We start from the raw sequence: 25221 nt of genomic DNA, 5'->3' as shown, positions 1-25221 counted from the left end.
TTATTCTTTAACTGCACCAACCATAACTCCGTGAATGAAGTACTTCTGGAGGAATGGATATATGCACAGAATCGGAACCGTTGAGAACATAACTATAGCTGCCTTAAGTGACTCTGAAAGACCTGGTGCAGAGAAACCTTCCTGTGTTGCAACTTCTACGCTGTTGATATTGTTGAGGATGTTGTACAAAAGGAGCTGAAGAGGATAGAACTCTGATTTCTTAATATACATAAGAGCATCTGAGTATCCGTTCCATCTACCTACTGCATAGAACAGAGCGAGTGTTGCAAATACAGGTTTGGAAAGCGGTATATATATTTTCCAAAGTATTGTAAAAAAGTCAGCGCCGTCAATCTCTGCGGATTCTCTGAGTGAATCAGGGATTCCGTAGAAGAAACTTCTCATAATGATCATGTTGTAAACGCTAAGGCAATATGGAAGAACCAGTACCAGCGGATTGTCCAGAAGATTAAGATTCTGCATCAGAAGGTAGTTAGGTATTGCTCCTGCGTTGAAGAACATTGTGATAGTTATTACTACGTTAAAAAATCCTTTTCCCTTAAGATCTGGAAAAATAAGAGGATATGCACATATAGTTGTCATAGTAAGTGATACTACTGTACTAACAAGTGTGAGGATAACTGTATAAACAAATGCATTGATATACTTCATATCCTTGAAAACTGTTGCATATGCGCCGAAGTTAAGTCCCTTTGGAAGCAGATATACTTCATGTCTTACAAGCGCATCAGTACTACTAAGTGATCTGGCGAGCAGGTTGATCATAGGAATAATACAGATAAGACTTATGATCACGCATATAAGAACAAAGATCCAATCGCCAAACATTGCCTTTTTTGATTTTACTTTCATTACCAGATACCCCTTTCTCCGAGCTTTCTAGACAGCCAGTTAGCCATAAGCAGGAAAAATACGCCAACTACAGACTGGAACAGTCCGACAGCTGTTGTCAGTGAGAACTGCAGGCCCTTGATACCATACTGATATACGTATGTTGAGAGAACCTGCGCCTGATCCATTACGAGGTTATTCTGGAGTGCGAATGGTCTGTCAAAACTACTTCCAAGGATATTACCGATAGCCATGATAAGAAGAATAACTATTGTAGGCTTGATACCAGGAAGTGTGATATGCCACATCTTCTTGAAACGTCCGGCACCATCAACAGATGCTGCTTCGTAAAGTTCTGAGTTGATACCTGCTATTGCAGCAAGATATACTATTGAGTTCCATCCAAAACTCTGCCATACACCAAGGAAGATGTATGTCCATACCCAGTGATTACCATCATTGAGGAATGGAACTGCCTCTCCGCCCATCTTTGTGATAGCAATGTTGATAAGACCTGTGCTAGGTGCAAAGAGCTGTATAGCAATACCATAGATGATGACCCATGATAAGAAGTGAGGCATGTATGCAATTGTCTGAACCACTTTCTTGAAACGCTTGAATACAAGCTCATTAAGAATAAGTGCAAATATGATCGGGATCGGGAATCCGATACACAGATCAAGAAGGTTAAGAACGATAGTGTTCCTAAGTGCCCTTAAGAATTCAGGATTGGAAAATGCCTGTATGAAATACTGGAATCCATTATTCTTGGCCAGGGGCATACTCCAAACACTTGTGTTGAGCATATATTTTTTAAATGCAATCTGAATATATACCATAGGTACATACTTAAACACTAAAAAATATACCATTGGTATAGCCAGCAAAACGTATAACTGCCAATACCTTTTAAGATAATTTTTGGAAAGCTTCTTTTTGGTTACTACAGAAGTTTTCTTATTTGCAGAGCTAGTCTCCACCTATAAATCCTCCCTACTAAATTTGTATCTATATTAATAACTCCTATACATTTATAAAGGGTTATAGGCAGAGTTTCTTTTTTAATATTGCTATTCTTGTACTAATTATTGCTATTTATTTTCATTCAAAAGTTGCGCTGGAATAAACATTTTTTGCGATTATCTGTATATCGTTTGTATATTTTATTTAATTTCACATGGCTAAAGTGGGATTTATTATGGATATTTGTATTAGAAGAAACAGAATGCGAAAAGGCAATTTTCACAATAAAAATTCCGGATTAATTAATTCTTATTAGGGAGACAGGTGCAATAATTGTATATTGTAATATGAGCATATCAGCTATTTGATATATGACATGATTTTATTAGTTTCCGTTTTGTTATATATTGATAATATTGTCACACAGCATTAACAAAACGCATATTATTACTAAGATTGACATGCTCATAAGGCTTTGTATATGGTAGAATATAAGCGTTGCACATATTATAAGTTGGGGGACAAATTAATGCTTAGTAAAAAAGTCAGAATTATTGTTGCAGTACTTATCATGATCGGGGCTGTCATCTATACAGTTCCAAGTTGGGAAGAAACAAAGGATGTAGTCACAGGTAATATTCCAAGCCTTACCGACTATCTGGAAGAATATGGGGATGGTGAGCTTCCAGAAAGGTACGTAAACGTCACTATTGATGCAAACCTTGGTAACTATGCATCAGTCACCTATGATGATACATCAGGTAAAGACAGATACTATTATATAGCCTGGCTTGACGATAGTTCATTTATATCTATGTATGTCTTTGATAGTAACCGTAAACTCATGGATAAGATATCAGATAAGACCTGGAGTTATCTGGATGGTGATATAGATTCAAACGAACTCCTGTCCGGTGATGTATATAGCTTTGTCGGCATCATCAGATCCATGGACGATGAGGAGGAGAGATTCTATCGCTCAACTATTGCAGAGTATGGCATTGATGAATCTGAAAATGTTGTAAGATATCAGACTATCTGCCCTGCTGGCCAAGATCTTGTACCCTCTTTTCTCATAGACAAATATCTAATGCCTGGAATCATCATCCTTCTGGCATTATACGATATCATCAAAAACGGCTCAAAGCTACTTAAAGAGCGAAAACAAAGAAAGGCCTTCGAAAATTCCATCAGTTCATACGGTACTTCTATAGCCTCCTCATATGAAAAGCAAAAGCCTGTCAAAAAGGCAAAAGTTGTAACCGGCAAAGATGCTGTTAAGAGAGTTAATAATGAATCACTAAAACTATATCTTAAGAAAAAGAAAAAACTGACTATTGCCGGCTCTATAATCCTTGCAGTAAGTATCCTTGCACCGGTTTTATATTCTATATATTCACACAATGAAGAGGTTTCGGCCAAAAATACGACTGTATACAATATGGACGATGCCGCTGAATATGAGAAAGCATCCGTCAAATCAATCGGCGAGATCAAAGTCTCCTATGTACCAATCCTGTTCTACTCACCAAGCAGCGGAGACTATGGCGTGTATATGATCAGTACTGATAATGGCATATATATAGCAGAGCTTGATGACAAAGAATACCAAAAGGCAATGAAAGAACTTAAAGATACAGGCGTTGCAACTCTTCACGGCTATTATGACACCCTCCTTGATATGGGTAAAGAAAATGCTGTTACTTTCTATAACGAAAGCACAGGTGAAGACATAGACTTAGATGATTATGATGAGCTTTTTGGAAAATACTGCCTAGTAGTTGAAGAATCATACAATGGCAGCGGAATCTCAGAAGATGATATAGAAACAGCTGTTATTTTTGCTATGTTCCCATGTATACTGGGACTATTCCTTCTCTATTTCGGTATGACTCCTATCCATAGCTTCAAGAAAACTATGTGCAGGCTTACTGATAGTGAATATGCTATGTTAGAGTCAGATCTTAAATCTGCTACTACCAAAGAGATAATAAAGAATGCCTTCTACTGTACCAACAAATATATATTCACCTACTATACTGATACGAGACTTATCCCATATTCTGATATTGTCTGGGCATATGTTAAGATCAACAAACAGTATGGAAAAGATATAACTTATACGATTGAAATTCTGGATATATATAAGGGCAGTTATAGTCTTCCGGCACTGGCTGCCTGTGAAGCAAACATGGATCTTGCGAACTTTGTACTAAATCTTATAGCGCAGAAGAATCCAAAAGCTCGAATCGGATATACCAAAGAAAATATAGATGCAGCATCTTGAATGATAGCTGCCCATGGTATTTTCAAGGATATAACTAGCTAGCTGATTCCATACAATTAGTAAGCTTCACCTTTCAAACAATCTGATGAGCCCAAGCTTAATCCCTTTATATGGGTGCTCCCTAAGCGGCAGGTTGAATCTCGAACTTCCTACAAGGACAGTTGTAGGATGTGTGAATTCCATAAATCCCCACTTTCCGTGATATGCTCCCATGCCGGAGTGACCTGTTCCGCCAAAAGGCACGCCTTTAACCATCATATGAAGGCACACTTCGTTGATGCAGCCTCCTCCGAACTGCATAGTAGACATTACTTTCTGCGCCCAGCCGAAGTTCTCAGTGAAGATGTATAGGGCAAGTCCGTGATGCCTGGATTCGATAGTATTAAGGAGCTTGTCCACTTCGCTATCTTCGAAAGGCACGATAGGTAGAAGCGGATTAAAGAGCTCATGATTGACTATAGGCTCGTCGTCCTTGACAGGATATATGATAGTTGGCTGGAATCTAAGGCTCTGAGGATCGCCCTTGCCGCCATAGATGACCCTGTCTTTATAAAGGTCGCATTCGGATTTACACTTGTCATAGGCGCTTTTAGTGATCAGATGCGGATATTCGCTGTTTACAAGTGCATCATCGCCTATCTGGCGCTTGAACTCGTCTTTTAATAATTCTATAAACCTGTCCACGACTTCGCTGGCAACAGCAATCTGATTGATATTGATGCAGATCTGCCCGCTGTTGAGCATCTTGAAGAAGGCAATCTTCCTGGCTGCATCCCTGAGATTAGCATCCTTCCTGACTATGCACCAGTTGCCGTTCTCACCGCCCAGTTCCAGCGCTACAGGTGTCAGATTCTTAGACGCCATCTCCATAACATGCTTACCAACCTTTGGTGATCCAGTATAGAATATCTTATCGAACCCCGCTTCAAGACACATATCTGCTACGTCGTGGTCGCCATCTATCACTGCTACATATTTAGTAGGGAAAAAAGCTGTGACTACCTTCTTAAGAACCTGCGTAGAATATGAAGACTTAGAGCTTGCCTTGATAACAGCTGTATTGCCGCCTGCAATAGCAGGTATCAGAACGCCAAGCGACAACGTAAACGGGAAGTTGAAAGGACTTATGATAAGCGTGTTACCATAAGGCATCTTGTAGACTTTGGTAATGATACTTGGGAAGCAGGTAAGACCGCTAAAATGAGTCTCAGGCTTAGCCCACTTTCTAAGCCCTTCTATAGTTTCATTAATCTCAAGGATTATGGTACCTATATCGCAGAAATAGGCTTCTGCGCCGTGTCGCCCAAGGTCCTTTGAAAGAGCATTTTTGATCTCATCTTCATATTGCATAACAGCACATTTAAGCCTTTTGAGCTGTCTGATCCTGAATGACAGATCCAGAGTTTTTCCGGTTTTGAAGAATTTCTTTTGCTGATCTAATATGTCATTAATATATGCCTGTGTGATCATGGGCGTAAGCCTCCATTAGAAAAGGAATTGTGAACTACTCTTAAGGACATTATATCAGATGGAAACTATCACAGAATATGGCAGGCTAGAAATTGCGAAAAGATGAATATTTGACTATTTACTCAGGATTTTTAGTGATACTATGCAGTTTATATGGGAAGTTTAAGCTGTTTGATTTCTGATGAGTATAGCTGTATAACGATAATAAATTAACTGCATGAAAAATATCCAAAACACCCACAAGTCCAATTATCCGTGTATAATAGAACTATAAACGTTATATTGAATATGAGTCTATTCAAACAGGTAAGGAGGTATATACTAATGAAGTTCTATGTATGTAAGGTTTGTGGCAATTTCGTAGAAATGGTTAAGGAATCAGGCGCTCCTATGACATGTTGTGGTCAGCATATGACAGAGCTTGTACCGGGAACTTCTGATGGAGCAGTTGAGAAGCATGTACCGGTTTATACAGTTGAAGGTAACAAGGTTACAGTTACTGTAGGATCTGTTGAGCATCCAATGCTTCCTGAGCATTACATTGAATGGATCGCAATCGAGACAGCTAAGGGAGTTCAGAGAAAAGCGCTTAAGCCCGAAGAGAAACCTTGCGCAGAATTCCTTCTTACAGAGGGCGATAGTGTAGTCGGTGTATATGCATATTGCAACCTCCATGGACTTTGGAAAGCAGAATAAGTACGAGTGCTTATCAGTCTAAAAAAAAGATGTGTTTATGAAACTCGCAAATTGCCTGGCAATTTGCGAGTTTTTATACACTAAGCAAGGAGAGGATTATAATATCACATCTTGAATAACAGATTATGTTCATTATGATGATTCATATCATTGAAGATCTCAAGTCTTGGTATCGTCATCTCGCCCTTCATGGCTGCAAAGTCGAATATAGTAACTGAGCATACACCAAAAGGAAGCGTAGTAAGTACTATTGGAAAAGAGATTGATAACAGATGTGAAAAAAGGATAGCTCCGGAGCCGCCATGGGCGAACAGTGCTATAGTATCACTACATTCTTCTATACATCTGTAGAAATTACCTTCTCTTTTAAGCCCATACTGCTCTAAGAGTGCGTCTATTCCTGAATGAATCCTGTCAAAATAATCCATACAGATATTATTTTTAAAATATGGATGCTCAGACCATTCTTTATCACCGGCATATTCCGGATGCTCTGTCAGAAGCTTATATGATATAGACCAGGGATGCCCCTCAAACGGGATCTTCTGACTCTCATCTATGTTCTGATCCTTGTCTCCCCACCATATCTCGTGCATATAGTCAAGTACCTGTACGTCAAGTCCGTGATCTTTGGCTGTATATGAAGCTGTCTCTATTGCTCTTCCATTGGAAGATGCGTATATGGCTTTGATCTTCTCATCATGAAGCCTTGCGGCAGTGTTTGTGGCCTGCCTGCGTCCAATGTCAGTCAGGCAGTCGTTCTGGTAATCGGGATCTCCGTGTCTTACAAATATCAGTCTCATCTTATGTTCCCCTCAAAATGCGAATATGTAAAAATTATACAAACTCTGCGCATCATAAACAAGTTTGAAAATGTTCCATTTTCAAACCCAAATTGGTGTCGCGAGCTCCACTGTGGTGTTATTTTTTTACATAATTAAAATTTATCCTTCTTATTATTACTATTGGTATATAGAAAAGTGCAACAAAATAGCCATATATCGCAGTTTTTTCCACGATATATGGCTATTATTTTAGTTATAACTATTGGGGTTACGATTATTTATCACTCTGCTTCTTGCCAAATCCAAAGTAAAGCTGTGTAATAATAAGTCCCGCTGCAATGATTATAATGACATACTTATAAGTATAATCATAATCACCTGTAGAATAACGTCTCTCGCCAAGAACAGCTGCATCGTCTTTTGAAGCATCACGACTTGCTCCAAGTACATCAGGTTCATCTGTCATTGCAATTCTCTGATCAGAAATTGTTGCCGTCGAATTAGAAGCTGTCTGTGCTGCAGATGTTTCAGATGCACTTGTCTGTGTTGTTTCTCCATTATTATCAGGCTGTGAAGGTGCATCATCTGTAGATGGTGCTGTGTCTACTGTACGATCCTCATCTACTATTAGTGTTTTTTCTGTATACTGTGCTGTATAATCCGCATCCATGGTTACAGCGACAATTTCTTTATCCCAATTATTGAAAAGATATACTTTTCTCTTGTCATCAGAGTTCCTTACAGGAGTAGTTTTTGTATATGAAGGCATATCTCCATATTTATAGCTTCCCTCATCAAGTACTGTTCCATCATAATTAAGGAATCTTACAGTATAACTGTTTCTGTCATAGTAAAGCTTTATTACAAGGCTGCCATCACCCTTAATAGTTGCAGAATCAAGTGATGATTCGAGGACTGTGCCTGCCTCTTTTTCTCTTGAATATGCTGCAGTTTTATCTTCATTATAGGTAAATCCGGTTATTTCTCTATTACTGTAGTCTGAAACCACCACCAGAGTATCAGTTGTACCATTTGAAGTTACCGGGTTCCAATCTGTATCATATAATGAATAGCCGTCGTCACTAAGATTCTGAACATAATACTCAACTGTGTATTTTGTATCTTTTTTAGGTGTCCATTCCGCAGTATAAGTTGTATTTTTGATTACTGCCTTGTTTTTTATCTGATCAGATGTAAAAATATTTCCATCTTCATCCTTCCAGCCTGAAAAATCATATCCATCTCTTTCAGGTTCAGGTACATTTGTTAATATACTTCCTGACTTTAAGCCATTTTCGTAATGGAAAATGTCTGTGTTATTTCCATTGTCATAGCCATACTTGAATGTTACTTCATATACATTTTCATCTGTCCACTGTGCATAAAGAGTCAGTTTTGAAGTAAGATTTTCTATCGTATCACCAGGCTTATATACCACTTCTCCATTTTCAGATGTTGACCACCCTGCAAATGCATAACCATCATTTCTAATAAATGGGTTCCCGGCGATAGTGGCTTTTGTATTGTATCTGAGTTTTGAACCAGTAACTGTAGCAAGGTTTTCTCCATAGTTCGGATCATATGTAATATATGTGCTTACATATCCGTCAATGTGATATCCATCGCTCTGCCTCTTGTACACATACCAGATTACATCGCTAATAGAGAATTCATCCTTTTTATTGCCATAATTTGAAGCGATATAAGAAGATATATCACTATATGTTTCACTGTCATATTTAGCATCTGTTATATCAAATACGCCATTATTCCAGTTATATATAGCTCTGTATCCATTAATATTACCCCAGGATAATGAATATCCATTAGCCTCCGTAAGATCTGTCACGTTAATCGCATCAATGTTAGCAGCAGTGCCCTTCCATTTCTTGCTTCCGCCTTCCGGATAATAATCAGCGCTACTCTGAGAACCTATCTTAGGAGCGTCTTCTACTTCCGGATTTAAAAGGAAGAATGCTACGACCACATTTTCCTCAGCTTTATAAGTAAATACGATTTCTGTATTATCTTCGACAGTTAGTATTACCTCTGAACCATCTTGGACTGCTTCATTATTTGAAACTTTTACGCTTGATGAATCAAATGTATATCCTATTACAGATGCCTTTTTATATGTTTTGATTTGACCATATTCTACTTTATCAGCTGCAATTCTGGTCACTATTGTTTTAGTATCACCAATAACATACTCATCTTTAACTGTTACTGTGTATTTATTTGCAGTCCAATGAGCATAGAGGGTTATATCTTCACTTACTGAAGTATTAAAGTTATACTCATTCTCCTTATCACCATTTTTGATATACCATCCGGCAAAAGTATAACCTGTAGCAGTAGGCGCTTCGGGCTGTACTGCATTTTCTCCTTCATCAATAACCTGATTCGTAATTACAGATGATGTCTTAACTTTATCATTAGTTGTTACAAATGATACTGTTACCTTTTTGATAAACTGAGCTGTGTAGGTTACATCACCATTATCAGAAGTCTCAGCATTACTCCAACCGGTAAATCTGTATCCTTCCTTTGTAGGAGCATCACCTTCATACAATGTGATTGAATGATCTTCACCTGTTTTCTTGGTAACTGTTTTAAGGATATTTCCTTCAGAATCCTTGAAATATACATTGTATGATCCGCTCTTAACATATTTCACATAGATTGTTGTATCTGATCTTACTGTAATATCTCCGCTGATCTTGTTGGTACAAGCTGCATCTGAATAGAAACCTTCAAGTTTATATTCAGATTTTGTTTCAACCGCAGCACTCTTAATCTCTTCATAAGATACAGCTGAATAATTGTTGCTGTTCTTAAGATATGCAACTGACGATGCATTTTCTTTAGTTGAATCAATTTTGTTATCTGTGTAGTACTTTTCAGTATAACTTACAACATTGGTATCAAATCTTATGTCAAGGTGATATTTATAATCCTGTCCATTAAAATAATCTATATTTTCTTTATCTTTATCTTTAGCATTAGAATCTTTATGCTCCGGATTCTCATGTCCCTTATATGACTGGCCACCATTAACCCATTTAAAAAATGCTGTGCGATAAGATTTAGCGCTTCCGCCCTTATCAAGCATTATATTGCTCTTATTAGCAAATACTGTGTTCTCGTTGTTATCTATACCGGAATTAATAAGATATTTTGTATCTATTGACTCAATACTGTTTATAACTGCACTTATGTCACCATTTAATCCCTGATCTATTACATCCTGTGAAAGCCATACAACACCAATAGGGAAATAGCCATCATCCTGTACATATTTAAGCCCCAGTGTGTCTCTAAGTACCTGGCTGTGCTGATTGATTTTAGCGCTGCTTGTTCCATCTGTTGCGTATACTGCTACAGGAATCTTTTCGTTTATCTTCTCGTACCAGAAATACACCGTACTTTCGTAATTGATCCATTTATAACCATTGAGACCATTTCTCTCGCCTGTAGTATACTGAACATTATTCCAATTCAGTCTGAAATATTTAATTTCTATGGAATTACTACTGCTTTCTACTGTTGCCTTTACGAATTTATAACCAGTAATTGATTCTGCTAACTCTGATGGACTAATTTTTTCTTCAAATAACCCTAACGAATGGCTAACTGTTTCTGTACTCCCTATTTTTTTAGAAGTATCATTAATATCCTTGGCTTCTATTTTTATTTCACTTCTAAACATATATCTGTAAATTACAACTGAATATGTAGAAAAATGCTCTGCATCAAAAGTCACATCATCAGATGTTGTATTCTCAACCTTAGTCTCACAATTAACATCAGAAAGGTCATCTTCAACATGGTATACAGCAATTCCTGTGTCTGAATCAGATACGTTATCTGATACTTCGCTAAGTTCCTCAAATGTAACCTTTACAGTCCCGTCATCCTTAGGCTGGACAACACCTTCCGGATTCTCTTCTGTAATCATGCTCTTAGCATATAATGTGATGTCAAAAGAGATTGTCTCCTGAACTTCAACCTGAGTATCTTCTCCTGCCTGATTAGAGAGATCTTCTTCAATCATCTCTGCAACCTCAGGATAAACTCTGGTTACTACAAATGTTGTATCATCAGGAAGTACATCCTTAGCAGCGTAAAGAGATATCTTTACATTATCAACCTCTGTAGAATCCTTGAATTCATACTCATACTGAGGTTCTGTTACAGCTTCATCAGATGTTGCAACACTTGCTGCATTTGAAGCACTGTCTGTTGCTTCGTCAGTACTTGCTACACTTGCAGAATCATCTGCAGATGTTTCTGTACTAGCTGCGTCAATTGCATCTTCATTTACAGAATCGCCTGAAGCTGACTTTGTAGAAGCATCTTCTGCAAGCTCAGAAGTCTCAGCTTCACCTGATCCTTCTGCAGATACATCAGTTACTTGTTCCTCACCGTTTTCAGATCCTTCCTCAACCGGTGTCTCGACTGTATCGATATCTGATTGCTCGATATCAGTCATTTCTTCTGCGTATGATGTTATAACACTTATATCACTGCCAAATGTAGTGAGCATCATTGCAAGTGCCATGGCCATAGCCAATACGCGTCTCATCTTTTTCATCGTTCCTATCCCTCCGTAACGATTTTTATATACCAAATGCCAGGTACTGCGGCATAAAGTAAATTCTTAATCACAATCACGAGGAATAGGATACCAAATCACCTATCTTCAAAAATATCATATTTCTATTTATTTTTGCTTAATTTATTTGTATGATGATAGAATCAAGCTAATTGGCCGCTTTCGGCACTAAAAAAACTCTCCGGACAGTATTTGTCGGAGAGTTTACTTTATAACAACAGGTAGAGCAGCGCTTGATGTATTCGTGCTCTTCTGAGCTTCAATATTAATCAGAATCTTGATAGGTTGTGACTTTTATAAGTTGTAGCTTTTATATAACTTTATATACTTTTATATGATTATCTTGTGTTTGGTTGTTTTATATTATTTTATATAGTATTATATATACATAGTAAATTATATTATTTTATATAGAATTATATAGTTGTTGTGCCATTATATAGATACATGAGGTTAACCATTTATGAACAATAGAAATCCATATACCATAAGCTTTGGTAAAGTCCCAACTAAATACCTGAGCAGAGCAAGCATTATAGACAGCATCGTTGAAGCTCTTGAAAGCGATATCCCTGATGAACAGGCCTTTAAACTAACAGGCATTCGTGGTACCGGTAAGACAGTAACTCTAACAAGCCTTGAGAGGCACTTCAATGATGAAAAAAACTGGGTTGTGATCGGAATCAGGTCTGATTCTGATATCATAAGCGAACTTGTAGCCAGGCTATATAGCAGCGTCCCACTCATAACCAAATTTGTAGATGCCAACCTGAACCTGTCTGCATTTGGCATTGGCATTAATGTCTCAAAAAAGAGCCCTGTTGCAAGTATAGATTATGCTCTTGAAATACTTCTTTCTGAATTAAACAAACATGGAAAAAGGCTTCTTGTTACTATAGATGAAGCCAGGAATACCAAGGGAATTATTGACTTCATTCAAGAATTTCAGATACTGATAAGGAAAGACCTTCCGATTTATACCATTCTTGCCGGACTATATGAAGATATAGAAAGTCTGGAGAACACAAAAGGGCTTACTTTCTTCCTGCGTGCTACTAAATTCGAAATGACGCCTCTTAATATAACCTATATAAGAGACGATTATCAAAAGACTCTAGGGATCACCTTTGAAGAAGCTGAGAAAATGGCCTATATAACGAAAGGTTACGCCTTTGCATATCAAACACTTGGAAAATACATGTGGGATTCAAAAGGAAAGACAGTGACAGACGAGGTCTTACGTCAATTCGATGATGTTCTGGCCCAGAAAGTATATTACAAAATATGGTCTGAACTTGCACCAAACGACCGCTGGTTCCTTAAATTTATAGCCCAAAAGGATTCCATGACAGCAACTGATCTTCTGGAAATAACTAAAAAATCACATAGCGAATGGTCAGTTCCACGTAAACGACTAATGGAAAAGGGCGTCATTGATACAAGGCTTCGCGGGGTTATCACGCTTAGGCTGCCTAGATTCAAGGAATTCATAGATGCACAGATTGAGTTTTGATATAAAAAAACTGCTCTGCCTCAATAGCAACAGGTAGAGCAGCGCTTTTCTAAAACAAAATCAAGATATAAGTCCTTCCTCTTTCAGGATAGCCTTAACCCTCTCAACAGACAGCTGTGATTTATGAGCAATTGTTTCTATATTCATGCCATCCTCAAATCTGGCTACTACTTTCCCTTCTTCTCTTCCTTCTTCTCTTCCTTTTACTCTTCCTTTTTCTTCTCCCTGATCTATTAGAACTTGACTTAAATTGCACATATCACCAAGTCTCCTTTCAGTATCTACGCTCATCATTAGTCCAAAATTTTCTGACAAACGCTGCTTCTTAATATCCACAGGTTCTCTTTTTAGAAGCTCTTCAAGCATTGCTATAAGTGAGTTCTTCGATTCCGCAACATTTTCATTACTTCTTAACCTTATTATAATGCCTTGAACCTTATTAATGTTAGAAAACTCTATATCTTTTCCAAATACAGTATCTTGTACAAATCTAATACGATTAATAGAATCTTCATTATCACCTGCATCCATGCATATCCATATGCTTCTTACAGGCTTTAAGTTATCATAATCCGACTTTGCAAACTCTACTTCCTTTTGGGCTGATATCATTCGTCCCAGATAATAAATTATTCTGTTATCAAGATGATATCCTAGCTTTGATGTATTCGTGCTCTTCTGAGCTTCAATATTAATCAGAATCTTGATGAGCTCATCCTTGGAATAAGCTGAAAATCTTATGTCAAAGAAAATCTTCCCTTCGCCAGGCACATTATCTTCAGTGGGTGCCCCTTTTATAGTCTCTGTATTGGTATGCCCTGGTTCTACTCTAACTTTTGAAACTTCCGGTTCATCTATATTGGCAATTATAGTATCTATATCTGTATCTTGAAATTCTTCAAGAGTATATTTTAATATTCTAGCCAAAATCTGCTTGTCAGATAAAATCTCTTTTATATATTCATCGTATCTGGCTCTTTCAGTAGTAATATCTATAGTCTGGGATAAATTTGTGTCCATATGCCTTCTCTTACTCCGATTATTGCATTTATATTTATTGTTAGCAAGCTATATGTCAAAAACTTGCATTCAATGAGCTTTTAAAATAATCCTATTATACGTATATGAATTTTAAATTAAAATTACATTTTAGAAAGTGCCTCCGCATAGCCTAGAAGCCTCTCCTGCATTCCATGATTCATAGCATTAAAAGTTACTACTAATCTACCAACTTCAGTTTCAGAATCTATGGCATACCATTTCTGGGGGTTACCTCTGTCTCCTTGCGGCTCAATCCCAGAAAGAAGCCACTCCGGTGTGACATCAAGCACCTTGCAGATCACCATTATCTTCTCTGCTGTTGGATTAGTCCTCTTCTTACGCCAATCACTGATAGTAGTCTGGGGTATACCTGTTCTTATAGAAAACTCCTTCTGTGTCATATCCAGTTCATCAAGTTTCTGAAATATACGATCTCTTATAAGCATTGATAAAATGATCCTTCCATAAAAACTGAAATGCTACATCCACAGTGCATGTATATATACTAATATACGTATCTTATCATTAAATATATATACCGTCAATTCTTCGTAATGCAAACATCTTCTTAGGCAGACTGCCATGAGCGCCTATAAAGTCCCTAATAACGCCTTTGATATCATTGAAGCAGGATTACGATGATTCTGCTTTAGTTTTGTTTCTGATCCTGAAAACCACAAATGCAAGCAATGCTCCAAGAAAACCACCCAAAGTATTATGGAACAGGTCATCAACATCAAAGACACCTACAACAAAAATATACTGAACTACTTCTATCAAAAGCGAAAAGGCACCGCTAAGCACCGTGGTCAGTAAAACCGAACTAAATTTCTTTTCCCTCTTAAGAAGTATTAGAATCAATATTCCGATCGGCACAAATGCCAGCGCGTTCTCTATGCCGAGATAAAACAGGTATTTGTTTCCGTACTCAATTGCCCTTTTGTAGGATATAAACAGCTGAAAGTTAACCTTTCGCTCAAATCTTTTGTAATGGAGGATAACTGCCATAGAATAAACTATGAACATATATCCCTGCAGGGCAGCCTGCATTATTCGTTCTTTGGTATTGTCTGATCTTATAAAAACAAACATCAGCAACATAAGGAGGATAAATATACTGAATATTATATAAGTATCCCCTGTGAAAATACCTATTTCAAAGTGATTTTCTAAGTCATGTATGATAGATTGCCAAAAGTTATAGTTCATGCAATTTTATACCGTTTTGTAAGTTATGAAACCCTTAACTGCTTGAGGAAATCCACAAAACAAGCCTTTATTGTATCCATATCCGGTATTATCAAATGCAAATACCTTATATCCCCTGTCAGCAAAATACATGATCTCCGGCAGGTAATACTCAGATGTAACTCCCATTGCGTGGGAGATTATGATCATGCCTTTCGCATTGTCGTTGTCATCTCCATAGAACCAACCTGATAGTTCATTTCTTCGGCTTTTAAAAAGAACTTTGCGTCCGTTTTGATCAGAATGGTGGAGCCATTTAGTGGCAGTTCCTTTGAATGGTTGGAACAGGAGCTTTTCTACAACAAGGAGAGTGATAGTAAAAACTAAAAGTATAGTAAGAAATAGTAATAGTATAGTCATGTAAAAGAACTTTTTACCTCAAATGTCAGTGCAAATCTAGAACTATTCTGCCATCCCACAAGATTCTTTGCAAGTGTGCAATTATAACTACGGTTATCGAATTCTTTGATGCATTTTAAAAAGTATCTTTAAGTCCACTCCAGCCTTGATCTTTGCCTGAAAGTGTCAAATCACAACCATCTTCAAGTTTATATCCTTCAGCTGAAGCACTTCCTCGATATTCTCCGGTAAGCCTTGGCCATTCAATTCCTATCTCAGGATCATTCCAAGCAAGTCCACCTTCATCATTTGGATGCCAAAGGTCTGAACATTTATAACAAAACTCTGCATAATCAGACAGAACAAGGAATCCATGTGCAAAGTTCTTGGGGATAAAGAACTGCTTCTTGTTCTCTTCTGATAGAACTACTCCAAACCACTTTCCATAAGTCTTAGAACCTTTTCGAATATCTACTGCAACATCAAATACCTCGCCCTTGATAACTCTAACAAGCTTGTCCTGAGGGAATTCTTTCTGAAAATGGAGTCCTCTTAAAACACCTTTCTTACTTGCAGACTGGTTATCCTGTACAAATTCTACGTCTATTCCCGCTTCAAAAAACTCTCGCTTATTATATGTTTCCATAAAATAGCCTCTGTTATCACCATGTACTGTAGGTGTGATAACCTTCAGACCTTCTATATCACCGCAATTTTCAACTTTAATCTGTCCCATTATTACTCAATCCTTTACCCTTTTTTATTATTTGTATATCGTTTGCTGAACCTATCACCATACCTATTGCACCACCTATAGTATTGGTAAGTATATCATCGAATTCGCAGACACCTGCACGCAGGAAATATTGTTCAGTCTCAATAATAATTGAAAATAAGATAACACCAACGAATATCATAAGATATTTCCATATGGTTCTCTTATCCCTAATCAGATTCGTGCATAAAAAACCAATAGGTAGAAACATCAGTATGTTGATAAGACCTTGCCAAAACATAAATGCACTCCCTTTTTCCTTATAATAAAATATGGTAAAAAATGGCTGCATTCGAATCTTTCGTACTGTATTACTTCCAATTCGCATTAATACAGTCATCGAATATACTACGTTCATGTACAGTATCAAGATAGTTCGCTTTATACGAAAAAATATATTGTCTTCTGATACTGCGAACACCAAAACGCATATTATTATTACAAAAGCATTAAATGACAGGTATTCTACATCTTTAAACATATCAATATTAAAATGGTTTTTTATGTCAGTAATCATGTAGTCCATAAAATAGTTAAGTTCATTTATACTTATATATATATTACCTGTTAGCGTACATCTTCTGATAATACTTCTCGTAGTCACCAGAAGTTACATGCTCCATCCATTCCTGATTCTCAAAGTACCATTTGATTGTCTTGCGGATGCCTTCATTAAACATTGTCTCAGGCTCCCAGCCAATCTCTGTCTTGATCTTATCAGGCGCGATTGCATATCTGCGGTCATGACCTTTTCTGTCAGTTACATACTTGATAAGGTCATAGGAAAGATGCGCTTTTCTTGGATCAGAGTCATCAAGCTCCTCTCTCAGCACATCAATTATGGTTTTGACGATCTCGATATTCTGCTTCTCGTTGTGTCCTCCAACGTTGTAAGTCTCGAAAAGTCTGCCCTTTTCCTGAACCATGTCGATAGCCTTAGCGTGGTCCTCAACATAAAGCCAGTCACGAACGTTTTTACCATCTCCGTAAACAGGAAGCTCCTTGCCTGCAAGGGCATTGTTGATGATAAGCGGAATAAGTTTCTCTGGGAACTGGTAGGGTCCGTAGTTGTTGGAGCAGTTAGTAATGTTAGCAGGGAACTTGTAGGTATCCATATAAGCCTTAACCAGCATGTCAGAGCTTGCCTTACTTGCTGAATATGGGCTATGAGGTGAATATGGAGTTGTCTCATAGAAGTAAGCATTTGGGTCATCATCAAGAGATCCGTAAACTTCGTCTGTTGAAACGTGAAGGAACTTCTTGCCCTCCTTGAAAGTACCATCTGGAAGCTCCCATGCCTTCTTGGCAGCATTCAGCATTGTAGCTGTTCCAAGAACGTTGGTCTGAACAAAAACCTCAGGATTTACGATAGATCTGTCCACATGGCTCTCAGCCGCAAAATGAACTACTCTGTCGATATCATTCTCTTCAAAAATCTTGTTGATTGCATCTCTGTCACAGATATCAGCCTTGATAAATGTGTAATTATCGCGGTTCTCAACATAGCGAAGATTCTCAAGATTGCCTGCGTAAGTCAGTACATCAACATTAATTATTCTGATCTCGTTGTCGTACTTTTTAAACATATAGTTAATATAATTGGAGCCAATGAATCCGGCACCGCCAGTTACAAGGTAAGTTCTCATTCTTTTTCCTTTCTATATCCTTATATTTGTTTCAAGTTGAATAACACGCCAATAATATTCCAACCAGTTTTATCATTTTTAGGCAACATTACCACTGTAGAAGATTACAGTATAAACCGGCTCAATAATAGGCAAAACAATCAAGTAAGTAAGGGATTTTTACCCCAAGCCTTTCACGGAACCGTACGTGAAAGGCTTCTAGCTTGGCCTCTAATATATTTCTAATATATTTCTAACATCCATCTAGGCACACCGTTCTTCAATAGTCGGAATAACAAATAGCTTATTCTTGCCGTTTATCTTTGAAATCTCAACTCCTCTAAACGCTTGGTAAAAAAATGTACTAGTTGATAGACGATTCCATAGATTGAAAAATTATCTTTTTAGTTAGTCTCATATTTCTTAAAGTCTACACCGTCAGCACCTCCTGCTCCACGATTTGTCTTAACTCTTCTATAAGTTACTAAGGTTTCCTATTGCGAAATCTGAAATGTTTTTCTCTTGTTCATTAATTCTCACACTAAATGTAGTTGTTTCAAAAATGAGTAGACTATCATAATCCCTACGCTTCACTCTAATTACCATTACTTCATTACTGCTACAAATTCTTCCGCATCCAGTCAACATTTCGCTATTATTGGGACTATTGAATTATGAGGGATCTTCCATTATCTCCAGTATAGCGCCACCGAAAACTATTAAATAATTTCTAGTTGTTCAGGACACGTTTTGACACTTACATGAGGTTAACAAATTAGCTAGAAAAGAAACAATCATAGTAATAATCGCAGAAATAAAAACGAATATTAAATTAGGAATGCTGATTTTTAATAAATCCAAAATAATCTCCATTGATCTAATGATAGGAAAATGAAATAAAAATACATACATAGATATATTCCCAAGATATACAAATAATCTTGTCGTAAAAAAATCAGATATAAATCCCTGTTCGTAAGAAAAAACTAATACAATTGTTGATGCTATAATAAAATCTAGTAAACTTTTTTCAGACTCATATTCACCATAAAATAAAGCATTTCTATAAAAAAACCAAAGCATGAACGCCGATAAAACAACAACTTCAAGGATAGATGCGATCTTTTTATCACATGATGATTTATTTTTATTGATATAAACAAAATCGCATAACAAAACACCTGCAACAAACTGGAAAATTCTTATATAAGGAGAACCATATGAAATATCATCAAAAATGCCTTGCGTTCTTTCTAAAAACGAAAAAATTAGATGAAATAAGTAATAGATGATATAATCAGCAATCAGAAAAAGAACAATGTCTTTCTTTCTATTTAGTATAATGAAATCATTAGTTTTCTTTATCCAAGGATATATCATGTATAAAATAAATATGCAAGACAAAAACCAGCAAACAGGATTAATCGCATGACTAATCTTTGAAATGCCTGTACCCGATTGAAGAAGTGTGAGCGCAGTTATAAATTGTGTCATTTTTACAACAACTCTTTTATATATAGGATCAATCTCTGATAGAGCAAGACTGGGGCCAATCATAATTATTAATGAAATAATATACCATCTCCATATGTTCTTGGTCCTTTTTTTGGCAAATTTATATGCCCCAACTATTGAGTAAACATCCTTACTAACTTCCTTACATCTTCCAATGTATGAATATGTAAGCCCAAACCCGGATAAAATAAAGAAATAATCCACACCCATTCCAGCATTATGAAGATGCAAATCATAAAAGTTTCTTACACCAACACCCATAAACTCGAAATGATACAAAAAAATAGTAATAATCATGAAAAACCTTAATGATGTAAGTGTATTTATTTTATTCATTTTATTGTCACCATATCTTTCATTTGCGTACCTTATATATTTTCTGCTTCATAAATCCAAAAGTTTTTATCATTTCTTTTCTAAGTATTATTAAAATAAGTATAATAGCAGTAAATTGTATTATAATATAATCATTTCCCCATATACCAAGTAGCATCTCTATAGTTAGTGCAAAATAAACCATGAATTCTCGAAAAGCATTTATTTTTAACTTAATATGCTTTCTAAGAAATACTTTCCTATAAAAAAAAGTTACAAAATTACCAATTACAGTAGCAATAGCAGCTCCATACGTTCCGTATAAAAAAATTAATACGACGTTTAAAATAATATTAATAAAAACCCCTAGCAGCGTTGAAATAGACAATGATTTAGAATCTTTTACTGCAGTATAAATACTTCCCATAAACATAGACATAGCATTTAGCACTACTGCAAATAGAAGGGGCGGAACATATTTCCAAGCATTAAAAAAATCGTTAGAATAAAGGATTTTAGAAAAAGTAACATTAAATGCCATAATAACAGAACAAGTTACTGACATGGCAAAAAGCATCATTGTGTACATCTCGCTCATGAAACCATCTTTATCGTCAGGATCAAATTCTTTTATAGCAGAAATAGACCATGCTTGGGAAAAAACATTTTGAAATGTTGAAAGCAAATTCGGTATTTTATAAGATATTGCAAATAAACCACTTGCAGATACTCCCACTATCCAAGTCAATATATATCTATCCAATGCTGTATTAATTGACCATGCTAATACACTAAAAACCAACGGAAAACAAAACTTTAACATTCCTCTTATAGTTTTTTTAAATTTGTCATCTACTATACAAATGTATTTATATAATTTTGCTGAAAAGAACACATATAATATTAGTGCAGCATATCCAATCACGTATGAAAGCAGATATCCATTTAATCCCTTTTTGAATACTGAAAGAAATAATATATTTGAACCCAGAAATACCAGTGCATTTACGATACTAGATATGGTCATTGTTCTAACTTTATCAATAGCGCGACAAAAGAAAGAACAAACATTCAAAAAGGCAGTTTCCATAAATAATATAATTAAAAAAATGAGCAAGTCAATTTTAAGGCTCAAAATGCCAGTGGACCAAAATGCTATTGAAAATATTACTAATAAAATTGTTCCAAAAAATATAATTTTTAAGGAAGCTGATAGAACTGATTTTTTTTCATAATGAAAATCCATCGTAAATCTCATAACTGCATCTTGAATATCTAGTGTAAAGATTGGAACTAAAATAGACACTGTTGTCAATAAAAGATCAGCAACACCATATTCTTCAGTTGATAGTATACCTGTATAATACGGGACTAATAAAAAGATAGAATTTTGGGAACAAATCCACCTAATGCAAATAAAAAAATGTTTTTTCCAAGATATTTATATTTGTTTCCCATTTATCTAATATCACTCCATTATAAATTTAATAAGTTCATTATTCTCAAATGATGGTTTAATTACTAATTCCCAAAACTCTTGATTCTTTAGATTTGCTGCTAATATAAATGACAATATTAGTAACATCGGAATATACGCAACAATTCTTTTCTTCTGCCCTTTAATCAGCGATATCTTATTCACAATCCATATGTAGTTTATAACTCCAATTAGTATTGGCATCCTAGCAAAACCGACACCAAAATTCAAAGTAAGTGGAACAAACATAAAAGATAAGACATTTGCTTTAAAAAGAAAGTCAGAATTAGAATCAATTGTTTTTAAACCATATTTGAAATTAACTAAATAATAATATATAAAAAACAAAAGAATATATGCCAAGCAAGTAGCAACTCTTCCAAACTGCCCCGACGCACCTGTGGAATTTTCAATAATACTTGTCTTAGTTGTTCCTAAAAACATGCTGATTACATTGTAAAAAAAACCTGTTCCAGTACCAACTCCTAGTAGAACTGATAGTATTCCAACGAAAATGCACTCTGTTTTTTTACTTATTTTCTTTCTAATTGCAAACAACAACAAATACGTCGCAAAATATATAGAGTTGAAGTGTATTGTTGAAGCCCCCAATATGCATAACGCATATATATATTTACCATATTTTTTTTTTCTTCAATAAGACAACTGAATCCAATTAAAACAATAGAAAACGCTGCTATATTCCTAACATATTGGAAGTAAAAAATCATAGGATAAAGCAAAAACATAGCATAGACTATCGGAGGTTTGATACACCATTTATTAATAAACCAAACTAGAATAGTCACTTCAAATAAAGACCAAATAACAAAGTGCATTCTATAGGATAGTTCTAATTTATGACCAAATTCAACCAAAAAAGAATATCCAATTTCTGTAAATGATTCAAATCTTGAACTCTCTAAATATCTGCTAATTCCAATTTCAACATCATACGAACCTCTTATCCATCCAGAAAAGATCCATAGGAAAAGAAAAATAGTGCATTTAAAAGAAACAGGATTTTTTTTAAATTTCTATATTTTAAGGCATATAATATCGATGAAATCAAAACAATACAATACAACAAATATAGCATAGCGCTTCCCTTATACTAAAATCTTCTTCCAATAGCTCTCATACAAATCAGATACTTGTTTGGTAGGAAACCACCTGTCTGGTGCATACACTATTTTATTACTATTTTGTGAAAGATACTCAGCCCACCAGCTAAAGGTACTATTTGACAGAATAAAATGTTTGCACGATGACATTAATCTAAGTTTCTCCCATACTGGATCTTTACCCGACTCATAATAAGTTTGTGTATTACCTACATCTATATTATTTTTTACCCATTCAATATCATCAGAAAACATTATAAAAACAGCATTTGGTACATCAGCGTTTATTCTTTCCATGGCTTCTTTAAAATATTTTTCATCACAAATATAAAAATTTTTCCTATTCTTTTCATCAGAGATATAATCACCTCTACGAATAGATATACAAACAGACTCAGTTTTCTGTATTATATTAAATAAATCTTTATTCCTTTCAATCACATCTTTATTATCCTCAAATGTTTTTTTATTAGGAACAATTTCTTTTCTTAATATATCTTCAATACCATTCAAATATTTGGGACTCTGCCAGTATCCAACCACATAATGGTTTTTTGTATTTGCTATATCTATTTTTTTGTATTCCGGTCTTAACCACACATATATTCCAAATTTACTAAAAAGGGAAAAATAAATATTTGGAGCTACTTTCCTAGCTATTTTGGAAAACAAAGAAAAGCTATTTGCTCCAAATGGGAATTTCATGTCATCTACAATCTCAACATTGTCTGGAAGATTGAAATACTCTAAATTAAAAGTATATTGAGGTTTATACTTATGCAAATAATATGTATTCAAACATATGTTATCGCCAGTTTTTTCGCTAATCGCCCTAGCCAATGCATAATCAAATAATTGATTTCCTAAATTACCTCTCATATCTACATATATCATCACAATCCCTCTTTCATAACTTTAATGGCAAACATATTAAGCTATTTGCCGACTAATACTGATCTTTGCGAACACCAAAATTCCAAATAAATACAATAAATTTTTCCGTTTGTTTCTAATTAAATATATCTTTATTTTTTCGACCACTGTAAAAAAATCATTGTCGAAATTAATATTAAAGGCTTGACATATCAATTCTGAATTTATTAACTCATTTAATTTCTTATTCTTATACCTTATAGATTCACCACTAAACAAATTCGAAATATCTTTATAAAGACAATTATATACGCAACTTAACACTTCTCTTAAGTAACAAGTCCCAAACTCAATTGTGTCTTTTTGATCCTTAAATCTATCTAAATATGCTTGAAGTAAAGATAATCTAGTTACTAGAATATCTTTACTAAACGAACGATTAGCCGAGTCTGAAAGTATTCTATAGTAATTCAAATATTCATCAATAAATAGTTTTTTATCTGAACATTTACAATAATCAATATTAAAACAAGCATCTTCACCTATTTTTAAATCTGCAGGAAACATCAGTTTATTTTCTACTATTATTTTCCTATGTTGTCAGCTAAAACCAATATATCTTCTCTAACCATTACTTTTTCTCCGGATTCACTTATGCTTTTTCTGCCATATTCTTATATATCCAAGTATTTCTAAGCCCAAGAAAAATCTATTTTTGATTAGCCATAGTATTAGTTTTCTTTGCTTATTAACATTACTTAAATCAGCAGAATTAATTGTTCTCTCAACCAACGGTTTTCGTAAATAGTTAGTAAATTTTCTTACGCGTTCTTTATGATTATCCGTATTATTTGGATTAAAATATCCACTGATAGCAGTAGTAACAATTACATAAATGAATCTGTTATAAAACTTTGGGATAAGATTCTTAGAATTATCACTACTATTGATTAATTCAAGTATTTTACTGTAACATCTTACTACTAGTTCATTGTTTAAATCAGTAGATGTAGATGATATGGAATTTTCATTATAAATATAGTGATAATATGATTCTTTAGTAAATGTAGCACAATTTAATTTATCAAAAAGTCTCAAATTAAATTCAAGACCCTCAGCTCCTTGTTTTAATTTTTCATCATGATATATATTATTGTCATCTAAAAGTGATTTTTTAATGAGCTTTGAGTAAACCACTGCAATATTACAATTGTATTCAAATAATTTTTCTTGTAGTTTTTTACATTCATCGCCTAAATAAATTTTCTTGTCCTCTAAGCCTATCTTGTAAATATCACTTGAAGAAGCATAATCTCTATACATTCCACACATTACAAGTTCAACATTTGTGTTTTGGGCAATAGAATATAGTTTTTCACACATATCAGGTTCTATCCAATCATCCCCATCAACAAACATTAAATATTCGCCTGTCGCTGCTCTCTGGCCTGCATTTCTAGCCGAAGATAAACCACCATTGTCTTTATGTATTAGTATTATTCTGCTATCATTAGATGCATACTCTTCGCAAATATCGCCACAATTATCAGGTGATCCATCGTCAACAAGCAAAATCTGAATATCTTTCAATGTTTGACTTTGAATAGATTCTATACACTTTCTTAGATATTTTTCAGGGACTTTATAGATTGGTACTACTATACTCACACATTTATTTGTCATAACATCACCTCTGGCAATTCCAAGA

General features: G+C 35.2%; 21 protein-coding genes. 3 read left to right on the top strand and 18 right to left on the bottom strand.

Features of this window, described 5'->3' with window-relative positions:
* Nucleotides 1-873 carry a carbohydrate ABC transporter permease gene (locus I7804_RS18170; protein WP_092046078.1) on the bottom strand — a complete coding sequence of 291 codons (873 nt, stop codon included), beginning with the start codon at nucleotides 871-873 and terminating at the stop codon, nucleotides 1-3.
* A complete protein-coding gene (locus I7804_RS18165; RefSeq protein WP_110074512.1) occupies nucleotides 873-1832 on the bottom strand; it encodes an ABC transporter permease in 960 nt (319 codons plus the stop codon). Before I7804_RS18165 ends, I7804_RS18170 begins: the two co-directional genes overlap by 1 nt.
* Before the next feature lie 512 nt (nucleotides 1833-2344).
* Here I7804_RS18165 and I7804_RS18160 point away from each other — a divergent pair.
* Entirely contained in the window at nucleotides 2345-4102 is a 1758-nt protein-coding gene (locus I7804_RS18160; RefSeq protein WP_248406011.1) for a DUF6709 family protein, read from the top strand.
* A gap of 66 nt (nucleotides 4103-4168) precedes the next feature.
* Here I7804_RS18160 and I7804_RS18155 read toward each other — a convergent pair whose 3' ends face one another.
* Nucleotides 4169-5572 (bottom strand): aldehyde dehydrogenase family protein, encoded by a 1404-nt coding sequence (locus I7804_RS18155; RefSeq protein WP_248406010.1) that lies wholly within the window; start codon nucleotides 5570-5572, stop codon nucleotides 4169-4171.
* Nucleotides 5573-5896: 324 nt separating this feature from the next.
* On the opposite strand from I7804_RS18155, the gene I7804_RS18150 reads away from it, so the two are divergent.
* Nucleotides 5897-6268 carry a desulfoferrodoxin family protein gene (locus tag I7804_RS18150; protein ID WP_027206307.1) on the top strand — a complete coding sequence of 124 codons (372 nt, stop codon included), beginning with the start codon at nucleotides 5897-5899 and terminating at the stop codon, nucleotides 6266-6268.
* A 104-nt stretch (nucleotides 6269-6372) separates the two neighbouring features.
* Here I7804_RS18150 and I7804_RS18145 read toward each other — a convergent pair whose 3' ends face one another.
* Both I7804_RS18145 and I7804_RS18140 read right to left on the bottom strand, forming a co-directional pair.
* Nucleotides 6373-7071, bottom strand: coding sequence for a histidine phosphatase family protein (locus I7804_RS18145; RefSeq protein WP_248406009.1), 699 nt, complete (start codon nucleotides 7069-7071; stop codon nucleotides 6373-6375).
* A gap of 256 nt (nucleotides 7072-7327) precedes the next feature.
* On the bottom strand, nucleotides 7328-11647 hold the full coding sequence (locus I7804_RS18140) for an InlB B-repeat-containing protein (RefSeq protein WP_248406008.1): 4320 nt from the start codon (nucleotides 11645-11647) through the stop codon (nucleotides 7328-7330).
* Between the two features lie 484 nt (nucleotides 11648-12131).
* On the opposite strand from I7804_RS18140, the gene I7804_RS18135 reads away from it, so the two are divergent.
* Nucleotides 12132-13181 (top strand): mS29 family ribosomal protein, encoded by a 1050-nt coding sequence (locus I7804_RS18135; RefSeq protein WP_248406007.1) that lies wholly within the window; start codon nucleotides 12132-12134, stop codon nucleotides 13179-13181.
* A 60-nt stretch (nucleotides 13182-13241) separates the two neighbouring features.
* Here I7804_RS18135 and I7804_RS18130 read toward each other — a convergent pair whose 3' ends face one another.
* From I7804_RS18130 to I7804_RS18075, 13 genes are all read right to left on the bottom strand, one after another.
* Nucleotides 13242-14201 carry a hypothetical protein gene (locus tag I7804_RS18130; RefSeq protein WP_248406006.1) on the bottom strand — a complete coding sequence of 320 codons (960 nt, stop codon included), beginning with the start codon at nucleotides 14199-14201 and terminating at the stop codon, nucleotides 13242-13244.
* Nucleotides 14202-14323: 122 nt separating this feature from the next.
* Nucleotides 14324-14668 (bottom strand): helix-turn-helix domain-containing protein, encoded by a 345-nt coding sequence (locus tag I7804_RS18125; protein WP_022756211.1) that lies wholly within the window; start codon nucleotides 14666-14668, stop codon nucleotides 14324-14326.
* 187 nt (nucleotides 14669-14855) lie between these two features.
* On the bottom strand, nucleotides 14856-15431 hold the full coding sequence (locus tag I7804_RS18120; RefSeq protein WP_282570532.1) for a VanZ family protein: 576 nt from the start codon (nucleotides 15429-15431) through the stop codon (nucleotides 14856-14858).
* 6 nt (nucleotides 15432-15437) lie between these two features.
* A complete protein-coding gene (locus I7804_RS18115; protein ID WP_248406005.1) occupies nucleotides 15438-15830 on the bottom strand; it encodes a serine aminopeptidase domain-containing protein in 393 nt (130 codons plus the stop codon).
* A gap of 115 nt (nucleotides 15831-15945) precedes the next feature.
* Nucleotides 15946-16545, bottom strand: coding sequence for a dTDP-4-dehydrorhamnose 3,5-epimerase (rfbC, locus tag I7804_RS18110; protein WP_248406004.1), 600 nt, complete (start codon nucleotides 16543-16545; stop codon nucleotides 15946-15948).
* The gene (locus tag I7804_RS18105; RefSeq protein ID WP_282570531.1) at nucleotides 16532-16942 is read right to left on the bottom strand and encodes a VanZ family protein; all 411 of its coding nucleotides are present in this window, start codon (nucleotides 16940-16942) and stop codon (nucleotides 16532-16534) included. Before I7804_RS18105 ends, rfbC begins: the two co-directional genes overlap by 14 nt.
* Nucleotides 16943-17144: 202 nt before the next feature.
* The gene (gene rfbB / locus I7804_RS18100) at nucleotides 17145-18230 is read right to left on the bottom strand and encodes a dTDP-glucose 4,6-dehydratase (protein WP_248406003.1); all 1086 of its coding nucleotides are present in this window, start codon (nucleotides 18228-18230) and stop codon (nucleotides 17145-17147) included.
* Between the two features lie 717 nt (nucleotides 18231-18947).
* Nucleotides 18948-20060 (bottom strand): acyltransferase family protein, encoded by a 1113-nt coding sequence (locus I7804_RS18095; protein ID WP_282570530.1) that lies wholly within the window; start codon nucleotides 20058-20060, stop codon nucleotides 18948-18950.
* Between the two features lie 19 nt (nucleotides 20061-20079).
* The gene (locus I7804_RS18090) at nucleotides 20080-21423 is read right to left on the bottom strand and encodes a polysaccharide biosynthesis C-terminal domain-containing protein (RefSeq protein WP_282570551.1); all 1344 of its coding nucleotides are present in this window, start codon (nucleotides 21421-21423) and stop codon (nucleotides 20080-20082) included.
* A gap of 84 nt (nucleotides 21424-21507) precedes the next feature.
* Nucleotides 21508-22146 (bottom strand): EpsG family protein, encoded by a 639-nt coding sequence (locus I7804_RS18085; protein WP_420314870.1) that lies wholly within the window; start codon nucleotides 22144-22146, stop codon nucleotides 21508-21510.
* Nucleotides 22050-22517 carry an EpsG family protein gene (locus I7804_RS19455; RefSeq protein ID WP_420314869.1) on the bottom strand — a complete coding sequence of 156 codons (468 nt, stop codon included), beginning with the start codon at nucleotides 22515-22517 and terminating at the stop codon, nucleotides 22050-22052. Before I7804_RS19455 ends, I7804_RS18085 begins: the two co-directional genes overlap by 97 nt.
* A 108-nt stretch (nucleotides 22518-22625) precedes the next feature.
* Entirely contained in the window at nucleotides 22626-23534 is a 909-nt protein-coding gene (locus tag I7804_RS18080) for an alpha-1,2-fucosyltransferase (RefSeq protein ID WP_248406000.1), read from the bottom strand.
* A 627-nt stretch (nucleotides 23535-24161) separates the two neighbouring features.
* Complete coding sequence (locus tag I7804_RS18075; protein ID WP_248405999.1) at nucleotides 24162-25196, bottom strand: glycosyltransferase; 1035 nt, start codon at nucleotides 25194-25196, stop codon at nucleotides 24162-24164.
* Nucleotides 25197-25221: the final 25 nt, after the last annotated feature.

Source organism: Butyrivibrio fibrisolvens, assembly GCF_023206215.1.
Classification (GTDB): Bacteria; Bacillota; Clostridia; order Lachnospirales; family Lachnospiraceae; genus Butyrivibrio; species Butyrivibrio fibrisolvens_C.
Note: the sequence above shows the minus strand (reverse complement) of the source record. Positions and strands in the feature narration are given on the sequence as shown.